Source organism: Algoriphagus alkaliphilus (assembly GCF_900103735.1).
GTDB classification, from domain to species: Bacteria; Bacteroidota; Bacteroidia; order Cytophagales; family Cyclobacteriaceae; genus Algoriphagus; species Algoriphagus alkaliphilus.
This window is the reverse complement of record NZ_FMXE01000019.1, coordinates 63951-81278: the sequence shown is the minus strand read 5'-3', so window position 1 is coordinate 81278 and position 17328 is coordinate 63951. Positions and strand designations below refer to the sequence as shown.

Here is a 17328-nt window from a genome sequence, read left to right as displayed (position 1 = left end):
AAATTAATACAATCTTCTCTCAGGCAAAACCCCTCTCACCCCACCTCTGGGATCTTCCACATCACCCGAATATCTTGGAATCAAATGGATATGAACATGAGGAACAGTTTGACCGGCAACCTCTCCAGTATTAATTCCCACATTGAATCCCTCCGGATTAGAGCGTTTCTGGATTTCCTTTTTCACTTCATTAAGCATAAAAATGCAAGAAGATTGCTCTTTAAAACTTAACTCAAAATAATCCGAAACATGCCTTTTGGGTATAATTAAAGAATGCCCGGGATTAACCGGAAATTTATCCAAAATTGAGTATGCTTGAGCCGACTCCAATATCAAGTCAACCTCTGAGCCTGGATTGCAAAAAGGGCAAGTTGAATCAGCCTTTTGAATTTGATTGTAATGCTGATATTCATAGATCTCACAATTATCATTTTTGAAAAAGGATCGGAAATGCAAGACAACATTGGTTTGAAAAGTGGGTTTTTGGTGGATTTTATGGATTCTAAAACCTTCATAAATTAAATCTCTTCTTACTGCAAAATAGGCCTTTCCTGTTGGCTTTAGCAGGGAGGAAACCTCCATCAAGACTTTTGATTGCTCTTCTGGAAGCAATACATTCAAAACATAAAAGCAGATAATAGTATCAAATCGCTGATCTGGAAAAGCAGGAAAATAATGTTTGTCATATCCGGAAATCTGAAATCCTTTAGTCTTTAGAATTTCGACGTCCTTTCCAAAACCACATCCAAAATCGAGTATTTCACCTTTTAGAAGGTTCCTTTCCTTGATAATCCTTGCTGGAAAGGAAAGAGAATCTCGCTCCTTGGCAGTGAGATGGGAATATTGATTAGCATTTTGGCTCATAAAACTCAAATCCATTATTGTGAGCAATTGTAATCAAAGGTTCTAAAGTTTCTTTAAACCTAATCTTAGCCTCACCTTCGTTGAGAAAATGTTCAAAAGAAGGAAAAATCGTTAGGTAGTCTTCAATCAACTTAGAATTTGATTTTTTGATGAAGACCAACTCAAAACTCCTCTTTTGAATATCAAAAAAAGTATCGAAAAACTGGTTGAGTTTCGGAAGCTTGTCGCTTTTCGATGCGTTGATTGAAGGATGTGCTGGAACCAGATTCCAGTTCAAATCATGAGAAACAAAGTTGTAAGGCACAAAATGATCCAAAGCATAAATCTCTTTAGTAATTGTTTTACCTGAGTAAATGCACTTTTGATCAGATACCTCATCGAAATAAAGATTCCAAAATTCCACTTTTTGTTTGGTTAAATTTTTCCTTCCAATTGGCTTAATCAACTTATTAGGAATATCTGGCACATTCGGGTTATGCTTCTGTAAAAATAAACCTAGGTTCCAATGGCAGAAATCTTTCAAAATACCGGAATTCTTCTGAAGGTACTGCATCCAATCAGGATGAATTTCAATGTAATTTGAGAATAAGGAATAGAGGCATTTCAGCTTCACATCTCTCGATGCCTTGTAAATCTGTGACGGACTCATCTTTGGAAACCAAGGGGAAAGAAACCAATGAGGCACCTGATTATCAAAATGAGCAAGGAAACTCTGGGATTGTGAATCAGAAAAAGAAAGAATTTTTTCCCAAACTCTTTGGCGACTTAGGTCGATAGACACCTTCTTTGTTTCCTTGAAAAACAAAGCTGCCTCTTGGACCTTATCCTGTTTTCCAAAAGAAACTTTGAAGTAATTAACGGTATACCAAGCATTTGCCAGCATTCGGGCAAATAATTTCCTTTTTTCAATCTTTGATCCTTCTTCCTCAGCCAATTGGATCAAGGAAAGAAACCAATAAAACTTATAGGTGGCAGAAGTCTTTTTTAAAGTTGCTGATAAAAATTGAACTGGAAGAGACTTATCATCAGGCAAATTGAACGTCATAGCATTAAAAACTTTAGTTCAATTTATACAAAAGTCATAAAAAAACCACAACCCTAACGAGCTGTGGTTCTATTTTGGGACCTATTGCTTGATTACTTTCCGGCAAGGGCATTGGCACCGGATACGATCTCGAGGATTTCGTTGGTGATGGCTGCCTGACGGGTTCTGTTGTACATCAATTTCAATTCTTTGAGCAAGTCTCCGGCGTTTTCGGTAGCCTTATCCATCGCTGTCATTCGGGCGCCATGCTCTGAAGCATTGCTTTCCAGGATGGCTTTGAGGAATTGCACCCGCAAGGCCTTTGGCACCAACTCCTCGATGATAAACTCGCGGGAAGGCTCCAGGATATAATCCGTCTCTACCGTGACTTTTTCGGTCGCTACAGCTGCCATCGGAAGAAATTGCTCGGTTCTAACAAACTGAGTCGCTACGTTTTTGAATTCGTTGAATACCAAAACTACCTGATCAAACTCCCCCGCAACAAATGCATCCATGGCATAATTTGCCGCTTCGCTAATCGCATCAGTAGAAAGACTCAGAAAAAGTGTGGAGTAATCTTCGATTCTGGCGTAGTTGGTCTTTTTGAAGTATTCCAAGGCCTTCTTACCAATAGTCATCACGGTGATGTCAGCACCAACAAATTGCGCGCGAATGGCAAGATTGGTTGCTTTTAACACGTTGGAATTGAACGCTCCGCAGAGTCCTTTGTCCGAAGTAATGGGGATCAGCAGCACCTTCTTCACCTCTCGCTTCTGCGCATAAACCAGGTCGGTGGCACCTTCCGAGGCCGCAGACACGTTGTTCAGAATAGCGGTCAACTTCTGAGAGTAAGGACGCATCTGAATGATTTTGTCCTGTGCCCTTCTCAGTTTGGCGGCGGACACCATCTTCATGGCCTTTGTGATCTGCTGTGTAGAGATTACCGAGGTGATTCGCTGCTTTACTTCCTTAAGATTAGCCATCAGTGAGTTGTAATTCTATCAATCCGGCGAGGTCGCCCCCGCCGGGGATTTTCAATTATTTAGCGTATTTAGGTGCCAGTTCGGCAGCTGCGGTAGCAAGAATCTTTCCTGCACCGTCCACGTCACCTTTGAGGATCAATTGCAACGCCTCAGGATAAGTAGAGTCAAGCAACACGTAGAATTCCTTCTCGAATGCTCTCGCTTTCTCTACAGGCACGCTGTCCATCAAGCCTCTCGTAGAAGCATAGATGATTGCTACCTGATGCGCTACAGATACCGGGGCATACTGAGGCTGCTTCAGGATTTCCTGATTACGACGTCCTCTTTCGATGGTACGCTTGGTAGAAGCATCCAAGTCAGATCCGAATTTGGAGAACGCTTCCAATTCACGGAACTGCGCCTGATCCAATTTCAGAGTACCTGCCACTTTCTTCATTGACTTAATCTGTGCATTACCACCCACTCGGGATACGGAGATACCTACGTTGATCGCAGGACGGATACCGGAGTTGAAAAGGTTGGTCTCCAAGAATATCTGACCATCCGTAATCGAGATCACGTTTGTTGGGATGTAAGCGGAAACGTCACCTGCCTGCGTTTCGATAATCGGAAGTGCGGTCAAAGACCCACCACCTTTGACCAAAGGTCTCAGGGAATCCGGAAGGTCGTTCATCTGACTTGCGATGGCATCAGACTTGTTGATTTTCGCAGCTCTTTCCAGCAATCTTGAGTGTAGGTAGAAAACGTCACCCGGATAAGCTTCACGTCCCGGAGGTCTTCTCAATAGTAGGGAAACCTCACGATAAGCTACTGCCTGCTTGGAAAGATCATCATAGACCACCAAAGCCGGACGGCCGGTATCTCTGAAAAATTCACCGATAGATGCTCCTGCAAATGGCGCAAAGAACTGCATCGGAGCTGGATCTGCAGCAGAGGCAGCTACAATTACGGTATAAGGAAGTGCTCCGCCTTTTTCAAGTGCAGCCACTACGTTAGCTACGGTAGAGGCTTTCTGTCCGATCGCTACATAGATACAGAAAACAGGTTCTCCTTTTTCGTAAAATTCTTTTTGGTTGATGATGGCATCAATTACCACGGCAGTCTTTCCAGTCTGACGGTCACCGATGACCAACTCCCGCTGACCACGTCCGATCGGAATCATCGCATCGATAGACTTGATACCAGTCTGAAGCGGTTCGTTTACTGGCTGACGGTAGATTACACCGGGAGCTTTTCGCTCCAAAGGCATTTCGTATAGTGGTCCTTCGATCGGGCCTTTTCCATCAATTGGATTTCCCAAGGTATCGACAACTCTTCCAAGCATGCCTTCGCCTACCATGATAGAAGCGATTTTCTTGGTACGCTTTACCGTATCCCCTTCTTTGATCTCTTTGGAATCACCAAACAATACAGCACCTACATTGTCCTCTTCGAGGTTTAGAACCATTGCTTTCATTCCGTTGTCGAATTCAAGCAATTCTCCGGATTGTGCTTTGGAAAGCCCGTAAATACGCGCTACGCCATCACCTACTTGGAGGACTGTACCTACTTCTTCAAGTTCGGCTGCAGTTCTGACACCCGCGAGTTGTTCTCTCAGGATTGCCGAAACTTCATCAGGTCTTATTTCTGCCATGTTATCGTCTATTAATGCTTTTTCTAAATTTTACTTTCGTAGAGATTAACAGCAAACTGAGCACGCAATTCTCTCAATTTACTACTTAAGGATTCGTCCAACTGACGGTCATTTACCCGAAGGATAAACCCTCCAATCAGATCAGGATTGATTTTTTCGATGAGCTTAACGGTTTTCATTCCGGATATTTCCAGAACAATTTTGGTAAACTCAGCCCGAAGATTATCATCCAAAGGAAAGGTAGTAGTCACTTCTGCTACCTGTATGGAATTGTGGAGTTGGTATTGTGCCTGAAACTCCTTGGCAATGTCTATCAAAGCTTCCTCTCTGTTCTTTCTGCAAAGAATTTCAAAGAAAGCGAGGGTAGTATTTGTTGTACCTCTTTTTTCGAAGAGGGCTTTCAGGATTTTCAGCTTTTTATCAGAGCTTACGGTGGGATTTCTCATCGCAAGTTCAAAATCCCTGTTTGATTTGGCCAAATTGACCAAATGCAGGAAATCCTGATACACCTCTTCCAATTGGCCTCTTTCGATGGCCAATTCCATCAGAGACTTGGCATAAGCGTATGCAACTCTATGGTTTGACATGAGGATTTAGTTAAGCTTAATGTCTTTTATAAATTCGTCGACGAGGGCTTTTTGCGCTTTTTGGTCAGTCAAATTTTTTCTTAATAATTTTTCAGCAACTTCAAGTGTCAAGATAGCCACCTGATTTTTCACTTCAGTCAGGGCTGCCTTTTTCTCAGTTTCGATTACTGCTTTGGCATTTTCGATCTGCTGTGCCGTAACTTTTAAGGCGTCGTTTTTGGCATCTTCAATCATTTTCACAGAAGCTTCTTGCGCTTTTCTCAAAATGACGTCACGCTCCAGACGTGCTTCGGCAAGTAGTTTTTCATTGTCTGCCTTGAGATTAGCCATTTCATTACGAGCTGATTCAGCCGCTTTGAGGGCGTTTTCGATGCTGCTTTCGCGCTCCTCCAAAGCCGCAAGCATAGGCTTCCAAGCAAATTTGATGAGGATGAAAAGCAAACCTAGGAAGCCAAACAGCTGCCAGAATATCAGACCGGAACCTGGGGTTATTAAATCCATGGATGTGTGTGATTTATTTCAGATTGTTCAATAGAAAATAAGAAAAGGGAAAGGCCTAGCGCCGATCCCTTTTCGATTTTTTTAGCTGATGCCCGCGATGTTAAGCGCGATCAACAGACAGATTACTGCTGCAAACAGGGAAACCACCTCGATCAAGGCAGCAATGATCAACATTGCACCTTGGATCTTACCAGCAGCTTCAGGCTGACGAGCAATAGCTTCCATTGCCTGACCACCGATACGACCGATACCAAGTCCTGCGCCAATCGCAACAATACCTGCACCGATACCAGCTCCCATAAGAGCAAAACCAGCGGACAATAAGATAGACATTAACATAGTTTTAGATTTATAAATTGAACAAAGAAATTACTGATTAATGGTGATCGTCATGTGCGTGTTCTGCCACCGCAGATCCAATGTACATCGCTGAAAACAGCGTAAACACATAGGCCTGAATTGTGGCTACCAGCAACTCGATGATATTGATAAATGTCACCATCACGGTACTAACGACACCTATTGTAATGGATTCGAAAATAAAGGCTAAGGCAATAAAGCCAAGGATTACGATGTGACCCGCTGTGATCGCGACAAATAGTCGTACCATCAAAGCAAAAGGTTTGGTGAACAATCCGATGATCTCCACCGGCACAATGATGAGCAACATAAGCGGAGGAACGCCGGGAGTCATGAAGATGTGCTTCCAATACTCCTTATTCCCGTTGACGTTGGTTATGATGAAAGTCAAAACCGCCAAAACCATCGTCACCGCGATGTTGCCTGTCATGTTGGCTGCACCGGGAATCAACCCAAGTAGGTTGCCAAACCAGACAAAAAGAAAAAGTGTAATTAAATAAGGGACGAATTTCTTGTATTTCGGGCCGATTGATTTCTGAGCGATTTCGTCACGGACGAAAATGATGATCGGCTCCAGAATTGCAGCAGCACCTTTTGGAGCTACTGGACCATTCTTTTTGTAGTGATTTGCCGCTGACAGTGCGAGATAAGCCACCAAAAACAATACAATAAACATCATGACGACATTTTTGGTAATCGAGAAATCGATGAAACTTGCTCCGTCTACCCGACCCAAATGATCATGATCATCTATAAAATATCCTTCATACGCATATTCTTTTCCGAATTTATGCGTTTCGTGATTTTGGAAATCAGATGACTTGAAAAACTCCAATCCACGATCTGCTGAATAAACAATCACAGGAAGTGGAAGCGTCACGTGAGTATCGCCAAAAGTAACAAAATGCCACTCATGGGAATCTACAACGTGGTGCATGATAAAGCTCGTCTTATCTTCATCTGATCCTGCTGCAAGCGTTGAATTAGAAAAAATCAGTGTGAAAACTGACAGTAAAAGACTTAAGGCCAATAATTTACGCGTCATCAACTCGTTTGTTTTGAGGGGCTACTTCGAAATCGGCCGCAAGTTAGCCAGAAAGGTGTAGATATCAAAAACCAAGTAGAACAAAAAAATCATAAAGAAATCAGCGATAAACAGAATAATATTGGCCATTCCCGGCCATACTTCTAGTCCAATGAATACCAATGAGGCAATTAATCTCAGAATCATGGCCAAAACCATAATTTGGAAGAAATTTTCAGCAAAGCTTTTTAGTAAAAAACCATTGAGCAAACCGATCAAAAAGGAGGTGATCACCATGAAAAAATAGATTTCCCAGATTTTTTCATGAATGACCTGAGGCAATAAAAAATTCAGAGTGACAATTAAAACGGCTATTGCTGCCGAAAAAAGAACAAATCTGAGGTGAATGGATTTGGGTAGAGCCATCGCTTTTTTTCACAAAAGTAGCCCAAATTTTCTTTCCGTCGTCGGACAGTATTCTTTGTGGTGAATTTTGGAATTGCTGAACCGGTGAATTGTGGAAGGGTTGAATTGAGGAACTGAGAAATTGCTTAATCGAAGTAAAAACAACTTACAGCTCTCTCCTTAAAGGCCTATCCATCTCCTTTCAACTTCCTGACTATTGACTTCTGCCTTTCTAAATTGCAACTACCTACTTCTCAAGTTTTGTCTTGCATCTTGTGTCTAGCTTCTTGTCTCTAAAAAACTACTTATCCTGCTTCATCTGCGCCCAAAGCTGATAAAAAGCCACAAAAACAGAAAGAAAACAGAAAACCAAAATCCAAACCGGAAACTTCATTTCAGACCGCTGCTGAAGCAACCAACCGAAATAAGTACCGGCACCAATGATTCCAAACAACTGAAAAGAAAGGCCGATATATTTCACATAGACTGGCGTACTGCTGTCTTCTTTGCCTTTTTTTCCTTTCTCGATTTCCATAGTAAAGTGAAAGTATCTAAAAATTTCAGTAAAAAGGATGTCAAATTGAGGTTATGGTACGATTTGGGCTTTATGGTCGTTCGGTAAGTAAGCTAAAAAGCCTATTTTGGTATTCTAATTGGGTAAATTCTGAAATGAGAAGATTTTCCGGACTGGCTGTAGTCATTGTTATTTTTATCGGAGCCTGTTCCTCTGAGCGCAACACCTTTACCAACAGGGCATTTCACAATCTTACGTCACACTTTAATGCCTATTACCTTGCCGATGTCAAAATCAGGGATGTGGAAAAGCAAGTTTTCTTAAATTATAAAGAAGACTTCACACAGGTATTACCTGTTTTCATCCCGATAGATTCTGCTACCATCCAACAGAATAAAGAAAAATTGGATTCGGCACGAGAACTTTCTTCAAAAGCCATCGATTGGCACCGCATCGCCAAATGGGTCGATGACAGCTATTACTTACTCGGTAAAATAGATTACCTGCAAGCCCAACAAGACGATGCACTCAATGCCTTCAAATATGTCAACAGCAATAGCAAAGACAAAGCACTCCGCCACAAAGCACTGATCAGCCTATTACATCTCTATATAGATCGACGGGAATACGAGCAGGCAAATTTTACGATTGACTATTTGTCCAAAGAGACTGGGATTTCAGAAGAAAACAGGTTTCAGTTGTTTAAAACACTCGCTTATTATTACGAAAGCCGCACTGACGCTAATGGAGTCATTGGGGCATTGGATCGAGCCGTAGGATATGCCCCGGATAAAAAGGAAAAGTCCAGAATCAATTTTATTCTCGCCCAACGCTATCAGCGCGAGGGACTTGACGCCCTGGCTTATGATTATTACAGAAAATCTCTTGAAGGAAATCCTCCCTACGAACGGAGCTTTTTTGCTATGCTCTATGCGCAGCAAGTAGCTGAACTCAACGCCTCAAAAGATTTGAGGAAAGTCAGAAATTACTATGACGGACTTTATAAAGATTCAAAAAATAGTGATCTGAAAGATGTAGTCGTCTACGAGCGGGCACTCTTTGAGGAAAAACAGGGGGATATTCCTTTGACGCTGGATTTGCTTCATCAAGCTGCCAAAGAACCGGGTAGCAACCCGAGACTCAAAGGATATATTTATCAAAAACTGGCGGAGATTAATCTTCGGGAATTCAAGGATTTTAGAGCGACAAAGTACTATCTGGACAGTGCGCTCACCTTTATTCGTGAAGATGATCCAACTGCACTTTCCATCCGGGAACAAAAGAAAACCTTGGACCAATACGTATTCCATGTGGAACGGATACAGCTCAATGACAGTCTCACTATGATTGCAGGATTGAGTCCTGAAGAACAACAGACTATCGCCCAGAATTTTATTGCTGCCGAAGAAGAAAGACTGATCAGAGAAGCAAAAGCCAAAGAACCTCCCAAAAATTCGAATATTTTCAATAACCTTTTGGCTTTTAGTGGAAGAGACCCCGGTGCCAGTTTCTACTTTGACAATGGAGTAGCCATGCAGCAGGGGGCAATTGAATTCAGCAGAGTTTGGGGAAATCGCCCCATTCAGGATAATTGGAGAAGAAGGTCTGCAATTTTTCAGACGACTATTCAACCTCAGCAATCCACGGGTTCGACCGATTCACTGTCGCCTTCTGAAAACCAAATTTTAGCGGGCCTACCTTCCATTGAAAGCCTATTGGCTAAAATCCCAAATACCCCCGAACAGATTTCTTTGCTAAATTCTGAGTTGGAGGAATCGTATTTTGAACTTGGAAAACTGCTGTATTTCGACTTGAAGGAAATAAAGCCAAGTATCAATTATCTAGAAACATTGATTCGGGATTATCCAACGACCACACGTAAGCCTGAAGCTTATTACCTGCTTTACTTGGGACAAAAAGACTCCAAGGGAAATTTTGAGCAATACATCAACCGATTGAATAGGGAATATCCTGAATCGCAATACACTTACTCCGTCAACAACCCAAATGCGGCCTCCGGAAATCTAGCTGCACTTGAATCTTCCAAGGGGTATGAACGGGCTTACAACGCCTATTATGGAGGGCAATATCAGGAAGCCCAACAATTGATCAGAACGACTCTGGAAGCATATCCATTGACCAGAAACACTGAAAAACTACTCCTGCTCGATGTTATGGTGATAGGCAAGTTGGAAAGTAGAGATCGATTCAAAAGTAGACTGGAGTCTTACATCGCAAACACGAAAGATGAGGCCTTGGTCAGTTTGGCAAGAAATATGCTCCGCCCTCTACTAAGCAGTGATGAACTCGCCGCCTTAGCTCCAAAGGAAAGTATCGCAATTGACTCAACCCAACTTCTTGCAGATAAAGCGGCTGAAAATACAGGAAAAGTAGTTCCGGCTGATTCTCCTTATAAGCTAAACGAATCCCAAACGCATATCTTTGTGATCGCTTTGACCCGAACTGAATCCGAGAATGCAAAGAATCTCTTGGCGGACCTTGAAAATTTTCACTCAAAAAGTTTTCCAAATGCCCGGCTTAGGACTGGCAACATGAATATGACCCAAGAAAATGCGATTTATATTATAAGTCCGTTTTCTAACGCCGAAAAAGCAAAAGAATATTATTTGAAATTTTCAGAAGAGTTTAAGTCCGAAGGATTGCAGGAAAGTGCCCGCACCAATTCCTTCTTTATCTCGATCGAAAATTTTCAGACGCTCAACAAAACAAAAAACACGGAGGAATATCTAACCTTCTTCCGAACCCTATATAAGTAAAATCCCATGCAAAAAAATACCAAACCATCAAATCCTGTTTGGGTCGGTAAAACAATAAAATACCTTTGGATTTCCTTCGTCGGAGGGGTGATTTTCTTCATCCTGTTTGTCTGGATGGTCAGTGTGAATTTTCTCGGTTTATTTGGGACTTTACCGGATTTCAAGGCTCTGGAAAATCCTGAAAGTGAATTGGCCTCTGAGCTATATTCAGCGGATGGTTTTCTATTGGGGACTTATGCCCGTGAAAATAGAAGCCCCGTAAAATACGAAGAACTATCCCCCAACTTAGTTCAGGCTCTCGTTGCAACCGAAGATGTGAGATTTGAGGAGCACTCCGGAATTGACATGACTGCAATGATGCGCGTGTTTGTCAAATCCATTTTATTGGGTCAAGATGCAGGTGGAGGATCAACATTGAGCCAACAGACTGCAAAAAACCTCTTCAAAACCCGAACTGACGCTTCTCAAGGCATCCTGAGTTCGGTGCCGGGACTTCGCATGCTGATCATCAAAACCAAAGAGTGGATTGTAGCTACTCAGTTGGAAAAAGCATACACCAAAGATGAAATCCTGACTTTATACCTCAATACCTCTGAATTCGGTTCCAATGCCTACGGAATCAAAACCGCCTCCGGAACATTTTTCAATAAACTACCATCCGAGTTGTCTGTTCAGGAGTCAGCCGTTTTGGTAGGACTTTTCAAAGCCCCGACCTATTACAGTCCTGTCTTCAATCCGGAGAACTCACTGAGAAGGAGGAACACCGTTCTTGGTCAAATGGCTAAAAACGGGCTGTTGACTGAGACAGAGTTTGATTCAATTTCCAAGCTTCCGATCGAACTTGACTACCGGGTTCGTAATCAAAACCATGGTCTTGCCACCTATTTCAGAGAAATAGTAAAAGCAGACCTGATCAAGTGGACGAAAGAAAATCTCAAGTCTGACGGGTCATCTTATGATCTTTTTGGAGACGGCTTAAAAATCTATGTCACCCTAGACAGCAGAATGCAGCGCTATGCTGAGGAAGCTGTTCAGGAACACATGTCAGTCCTTCAGCAGGCATTTTACAAGGAAATGGGGAACAGAGACCCATGGATAGACGAAAACTTTCAAGTCATTCCCAACTTCATCGAAAATGCAGTAAAGCGGACTGAAGCTTACAGATTGCTTAAAGTCCGCTATGGCGATGATACCGACTCGATTAATCTAAGGCTAAACGAAAAGAAAAAAATGCGTGTCTTTTCCTGGGATGGAGAAATCGACACCCTGATGAGTACCATGGATTCCATGCGATACTACAAGAAATTTCTTCAGGCCGGATTTATGAGCATGGATCCCCACACCGGACACATCAAAGCCTGGGTAGGTGGTATTGATCACAAATACTTCAAGTTTGACCACGTAAAGCAAGCTAAGCGTCAGCCGGGATCAACTTTTAAGCCCTTTGTCTACGCAGCAGCCATTGAAAATGGCTACAGCCCTTGCTATTCAGTGGTCGACCAACCGGTGGAAGTCTACATACCCGGTCAGCCAGCTTGGAGTCCTTCTAATGCCGACGGTAAATTTAGCTATCAAAAAATGACCATCAGGCAAGCAATGGCTGAATCTGTAAACTCGGTTACTGCATATATGATGAAAAAATTGAGTCCAAAGATTGTAATCGAAACAGCGAGAAGACTTGGCATTACCAGTGATTTGGAAGAAGTGCCTTCTCTGGCTTTGGGAGTAAATGATGTGTCCATATTCGAGATGACCGGAGCATTTGGCACATTTGTAAACCAAGGAGAACATACCACACCTTATTACATAGACCGCATAGAGGATAAAAACGGAAACGTAATTCAGCAATTTACCCCACGTAAAAAGCCTGCCATGAGTGAAGAACACGCTTATTTGATGTTGTATATGCTTCGAGGTGGATTTGAAGAGAGAGGGGGAACGAGTCAAGGAGTTCCTTATACACTTCGAGAAGGAAATGAACTTGGAGGTAAAACCGGTACCACTCAAAATGCATCGGACGGATGGTACATGGGCGTAAGCAAAGACTTGGTTTCCGGTACCTGGGTTGGTGGAGATGATCGGGCAATTCACTTCAGAAATTGGTCAGCAGGTCAAGGTGGCCGTACTGCAAGACCGATATGGGTCAAATTCATGGCCAAAGTCTATGAAGACAAGAGCTTAGGGTACACCAAAGGTTCCTTTCCAAGACCTGATCGACCGCTCAGTATAGAGATTAATTGTGACCGCTACGAACAGGAAAGTCAACGATTTGCAGATTTTGATTATGACGCCAAAAAGAACGATTTCTGAATTAGTCAGTTATTTAAAATACATACCATGAAAAGCAGCCTGAATCACAGGCTGTTTTTTTAATTTTAACCCATGCAATCCTCATCCTTTTTACCGGAAGAACACCTGCAACTCCCCGATCAACCGGGAGTATATAAATATTTCAATGAGGAAAATGAATTGATCTATGTAGGCAAAGCCAAAAGCCTAAAAAAGCGGGTCAGCAGCTATTTCAATAAAAATACAGGAGTAAACCATAAGACCAAAAGAATGGTCAGGGAGATCCGAAAAATCGAAATCACGATCGTGGACAGTGAGCTTGATGCGCTGCTGCTTGAAAATAACCTCATCAAAAAAAGTCAACCCCGGTACAACATTTTGTTAAGGGACGATAAGACTTATCCTTATTTGCTTATCACTAAGGAAAATTTCCCGCGCATTTTTCAAACCCGCAAACACATCCCAAAGCGAGGAACCTACTTTGGGCCATTTGCAAGCGTAAAGGCCATGAACAATGTTCTTGATCTCATCCGTGACTTATTTACCATCCGTACCTGTAAACTCGACCTGAGCCACTACAAAATCGATGAGGGCAAATACAAAGTATGCCTGGAATATCATATCGGCAATTGCCAAGGACCATGCGTTGGCTTACAAAAGGAAGCCCCCTATCTCAAGGATTTAGAACAGGCTAAACATATTTTGAAAGGAAATCTTGGCGTCCCAAAGACCTACTTCAAACAGGAGATGCAAGCTTTGGCGGAGAATCTGGAGTTTGAAAAGGCTCAAAAGATGAAAGACAAATTGGATCTTTTGGAAAAATATCAATCCAAATCCCTCATCACCAGTCAAAGCATCCAAAACCTTGATGTTTGCACCATCGTCACAGATGAAAAATACGCTTATGTAAACTTCATGCGTGTAAAGAACGGTGCGATGATCACTTCCAAAAATGTGGAATTGAAAAAACGATTGGATGAAAGCAATGAAGAGTTACTGATCACAGCCCTGATTCATCTCCAAGATCAATTTCAAAGTGATGCAGATGAGATTCTGATCAATATTGAATTGGAAAATCCCATCGAGGGACTCAATGTAAGCGTTCCAAAAATCGGGGATAAAAAGAAACTTATCGAACTTTCACTCAAGAATGCGCTGTATTACAAAAATGAAAAAGCGCTGCTTCAAGGGCTTAACCAAGACAAAAAGGATAGAGTCATCAGGCAACTTCAGCAGGATCTAAGCCTTCCCGAAATTCCGGATCACATTGAGTGTTTTGACAACTCGAACATTCAGGGGACAAGCCCTGTAGCGAGCATGGTATGCTTTATGGGAGGGAAACCGACTGTCAAAGAATACCGCCACTACCACATCAAGACGGTGGAGGGAGCCAACGATTTTGCGAGTATGAAGGAAATCGTCGGAAGACGCTACAAACGATTGATGGAGGAAGAAAAACCACTGCCGAAACTTATTGTAATCGATGGAGGCAAGGGTCAATTATCCTCAGCAGTCGAAGCGCTTCAGGAATTGGGAATCTACGGAAGAATGCCAATCATCGGAATCGCCAAACGATTGGAAGAAATCTATTTTCCGGGAGATTCCTATCCTATTCACATCGACAAAAAATCAGAAAGTCTAAAATTACTTCAGCGGATCCGCGATGAGGCACACCGATTTGCAATTACTTTTCATCGCAAAGTCAGAAGCAAAAATGCATTTGGGACACAGCTGACCGGGATTTTAGGGATTGGAGAAAATACTGCCGACAAACTATTGAAACATTTCAAATCAGTAAAAAACATAAAATCTGCGAGTGAGGCAGAATTGACTGAGGTAATCGGAATGAGCCGGGCGAAATCACTCCTGGAATGGATGGAAAAAAATAAAGGGGCCTAAGCCCCTTTTTATTTTACCACTCCCAAAGAGAGTTTTCAAATTCTAACAATTTGTATTCGAATCCAAGCGAATTAAGATAAGCTTGCATTTCGGGATTAGGATGATCGGATTTAACCAAATCAGCAATCAAGGCTTCATCCGGATTAGTAAACCTTCTGACTACAGATCTGAATAATCTGGATTCAAAAGCTTCATCGTAAGTTAAGCTTTTTGAAATATTTTGAAAATTATGCCATCTGGCTGTTGGATGACTTTTGAAATAATTGACAAAATCCTTGTATCGAACAAAACCCACAGTTTTTTGACCCGCATTGGCATTTGTTTGAGAGGGCATCACCAATTCAATGTATTTGATATCAAATTTGAGTTGGGAATGATGTTTATCAAAAACAAAGTCCTCTTTGAAATCCAGGTAATAAAGTTGTTTAGAAAAGATTGAATCTCCATTTGCTGAAATCCAGAAATTGTCCTGGAACTGTGCAATAGAGAGCGGTTTGGAAAATTCCGGATCAGCAAATACCTCAAATGCGTTTTCATCAACAATAGCCTTATAAATCTGAGTTACAATCCCATTGGCTTTGTTATCCCCTGAACCATAGAGCGAGAGGTTGTACTTTTCTCTCAAATCTATTCTACGCCAAACCGAGATTTGATACATCTTATCATCATCCCTGATTCGCTTGGCTGAATAAATGGTATCCATGGAGAACTGACGATCTCCAAAACCTGATGGGGTGACACTGGTGGCCACTTGGGCATTGGTGCGAAGAGGTACCAATCCAACGACAACCAAAACTGCCAGGAAGATGTGTTGCACAAATCGTTTCATAATTTTCTTTATTTACTTCGAAATCCAATTACTTAACAGCAAGTCGGATAATCTGTCTTAGTTCAGAGTTGATTTTATTTCCTCTGAAATTTGTTCTTGTAACTTGTGTTACCCTGATTACGATGTCATCGCCAGGACGTGCACTTTCTAGTAGTGTTCGCATACTACCACCAATTGGAACTGTACCTCTTGGAACCTCACTTCTCAGGAGAATAAGTTCTCCCCCAGTTACTTCAAAATTGGAATCTTTCGACATTGTTCTTGCAAACGTTGGTTCTGCAACCGCAGCCACCTTCATTCCACTGAAAACATTTATTGCGTGTGCAACAGCTCCATCCATTTCAGATCCATTTGCTGCCAAAGCTTTAATCGTAGGCAATGGAACAGGCTTAATGTCAAACACAACGTCACCGATTCTATTTCCACCACTGCTTACGCCAATAGTAACTTTTCCTGACCCTCCAGGAATCACGGTAATCTGACCGGGTTTACTTCCTTTAATGGATTGTCCATTGCTCACATTGAAGTCAGGAGAATAGGTGTTGCCTAGAGCCGGAACTTCAATCAATAATTCATTGGCACAATCGGCATATAGCTGCTGAACAACTTCTGAAGAAACTTTGATGATAGGCTGCGCTACAAAATATTCGTATTCAACAGGAATCACTTGATCTTCACCTCCAACATTGGTGATAATTTCACCCTTCAATAATTGTCTGGAAAGACCCTTGTCGTCATAACTTCCCGCAGGAGGCACTGTAAACTCTACTTTTCCAAAACCATTTTCAACAGGGACTGTACGTCCTCCCAAAGTCATCGTCGGGGCTGCAGAAGATGAAGCAGAGGCGATAAACATATCACCTTGAAATTTGGTGCCTGCTGCAACCACATTAGAAACGGCAGCAATTTTACCTTCCAAAATATCCGCTTTGAAATAGAAAGTACCTATTGACTTGGCAATTTCGCTCAATGCCTCACTTTCTATATTTAAGACTTCATTTTGATATTGGGAAATAAGTGCCAACACCGCTCCAACAGGTGATTTTACAAACGTGAGGTTTACAAAGCTCTTGTTTCGAGCTTCTCTGTCGTTAGCAAATAGCTCAATATCTTTTGCATCCCGAGCAATTGGAGGAAAAGTCATTCCTGTAATTCCTATACCATTCAGAATGCCTGAGATTTGAGTGGGATAGTTATTAAGTTTTTCTTTCAACTCTTCTCCTTTACCGCTGTTCGCAAATAAATTACCCGGAACTTCAGTATTCTTCAACGCGGAATTAACAAAGTTACCTTCATCATTCTTTGCATTTGCCTGAGTAATGAGTTGCTGTTTCAGGTCTTCCAAATACGAGAAAATTTCTTTCGTCTCATTTCTAACCGCTTGAGAAGCTCCTACTTTTGGAAGATCTTTCGGGTTATTTCCCTGCTCTTCTACCGCTCCTTTAATATTAGCTACAGAGGATTCGTTTTTTGAAATATAATTCCGTGAGGTTCTTTCCATCCCATCGTTGATGAGAACGAACTTCTGAAGGATCTGATTACTTACTTGGAGGGCCAAAAGGGCCGTCAATACCAAGTACATCATTCCGATCATCCTCTGCCTAGGTGTCTCTTTAGCTCCTGCCATCTTATTTAGTAT

Annotated in this window: 15 protein-coding genes; 3 read left to right on the top strand and 12 right to left on the bottom strand. The window is 42.0% G+C overall.

The genetic code is table 11. The features are described 5' to 3' along the window. Nucleotides 1–3 precede the first annotated feature (3 nt). The 10 genes from BLQ81_RS13635 to BLQ81_RS13590 form a co-directional block, all read right to left on the bottom strand. Entirely contained in the window at nucleotides 4–864 is an 861-nt protein-coding gene (locus tag BLQ81_RS13635; protein WP_092730959.1) for an HIT domain-containing protein, read from the bottom strand. Further along, the gene (locus BLQ81_RS22310; protein ID WP_175454234.1) at nucleotides 848–1387 is read right to left on the bottom strand and encodes an HNH endonuclease domain-containing protein; all 540 of its coding nucleotides are present in this window, start codon (nucleotides 1385–1387) and stop codon (nucleotides 848–850) included. The genes BLQ81_RS13635 and BLQ81_RS22310 overlap by 17 nt, the downstream gene beginning before the upstream one ends. 614 nt (nucleotides 1388–2001) lie before the next feature. Next, entirely contained in the window at nucleotides 2002–2871 is an 870-nt protein-coding gene (atpG, locus tag BLQ81_RS13625; protein WP_092730924.1) for an ATP synthase F1 subunit gamma, read from the bottom strand. A 55-nt stretch (nucleotides 2872–2926) separates the two neighbouring features. Continuing rightward, nucleotides 2927–4504, bottom strand: a complete 1578-nt coding sequence (gene atpA, locus BLQ81_RS13620; RefSeq protein WP_092730922.1) for a F0F1 ATP synthase subunit alpha — start codon at nucleotides 4502–4504, stop codon at nucleotides 2927–2929. Nucleotides 4505–4527: 23 nt separating this feature from the next. After that, nucleotides 4528–5091: an ATP synthase F1 subunit delta gene (gene atpH / locus BLQ81_RS13615; protein WP_092730920.1), complete on the bottom strand. Its 564-nt coding sequence runs from the start codon at nucleotides 5089–5091 to the stop codon at nucleotides 4528–4530. Nucleotides 5092–5097: 6 nt separating this feature from the next. Further along, nucleotides 5098–5592: a F0F1 ATP synthase subunit B gene (locus tag BLQ81_RS13610; RefSeq protein ID WP_092730918.1), complete on the bottom strand. Its 495-nt coding sequence runs from the start codon at nucleotides 5590–5592 to the stop codon at nucleotides 5098–5100. Between the two features lie 81 nt (nucleotides 5593–5673). Then, nucleotides 5674–5931 carry an ATP synthase F0 subunit C gene (atpE, locus tag BLQ81_RS13605; protein ID WP_092730916.1) on the bottom strand — a complete coding sequence of 86 codons (258 nt, stop codon included), beginning with the start codon at nucleotides 5929–5931 and terminating at the stop codon, nucleotides 5674–5676. A 37-nt stretch (nucleotides 5932–5968) separates the two neighbouring features. Next, nucleotides 5969–6997 carry a F0F1 ATP synthase subunit A gene (gene atpB / locus BLQ81_RS13600; RefSeq protein ID WP_092730914.1) on the bottom strand — a complete coding sequence of 343 codons (1029 nt, stop codon included), beginning with the start codon at nucleotides 6995–6997 and terminating at the stop codon, nucleotides 5969–5971. 21 nt (nucleotides 6998–7018) lie between these two features. After that, nucleotides 7019–7402, bottom strand: a complete 384-nt coding sequence (locus tag BLQ81_RS13595) for a hypothetical protein (protein ID WP_092730912.1) — start codon at nucleotides 7400–7402, stop codon at nucleotides 7019–7021. Between the two features lie 280 nt (nucleotides 7403–7682). Next, the gene (locus BLQ81_RS13590) at nucleotides 7683–7916 is read right to left on the bottom strand and encodes an AtpZ/AtpI family protein (RefSeq protein ID WP_092730910.1); all 234 of its coding nucleotides are present in this window, start codon (nucleotides 7914–7916) and stop codon (nucleotides 7683–7685) included. A gap of 134 nt (nucleotides 7917–8050) precedes the next feature. Between BLQ81_RS13590 and porW the strand changes: the two genes are divergently transcribed. The 3 genes from porW (at nucleotide 8051) to uvrC (ending at nucleotide 14860) form a co-directional block, all read left to right on the top strand. Then, nucleotides 8051–10672 (top strand): type IX secretion system periplasmic lipoprotein PorW/SprE, encoded by a 2622-nt coding sequence (gene porW, locus BLQ81_RS13585; protein ID WP_092730907.1) that lies wholly within the window; start codon nucleotides 8051–8053, stop codon nucleotides 10670–10672. A 6-nt stretch (nucleotides 10673–10678) separates the two neighbouring features. Further along, entirely contained in the window at nucleotides 10679–12982 is a 2304-nt protein-coding gene (locus BLQ81_RS13580) for a penicillin-binding protein 1A (protein WP_092730905.1), read from the top strand. Nucleotides 12983–13054: 72 nt separating this feature from the next. After that, entirely contained in the window at nucleotides 13055–14860 is a 1806-nt protein-coding gene (gene uvrC / locus BLQ81_RS13575; protein WP_092730903.1) for an excinuclease ABC subunit UvrC, read from the top strand. A gap of 13 nt (nucleotides 14861–14873) precedes the next feature. On the opposite strand, the gene porN is transcribed toward uvrC, so the two are convergent. Both porN and porM read right to left on the bottom strand, forming a co-directional pair. Further along, nucleotides 14874–15689 carry a type IX secretion system ring subunit PorN/GldN gene (porN, locus tag BLQ81_RS13570; RefSeq protein ID WP_092730901.1) on the bottom strand — a complete coding sequence of 272 codons (816 nt, stop codon included), beginning with the start codon at nucleotides 15687–15689 and terminating at the stop codon, nucleotides 14874–14876. Nucleotides 15690–15717: 28 nt separating this feature from the next. Further along, a complete protein-coding gene (gene porM / locus BLQ81_RS13565; protein WP_092730899.1) occupies nucleotides 15718–17316 on the bottom strand; it encodes a type IX secretion system motor protein PorM/GldM in 1599 nt (532 codons plus the stop codon). Nucleotides 17317–17328: the final 12 nt, after the last annotated feature.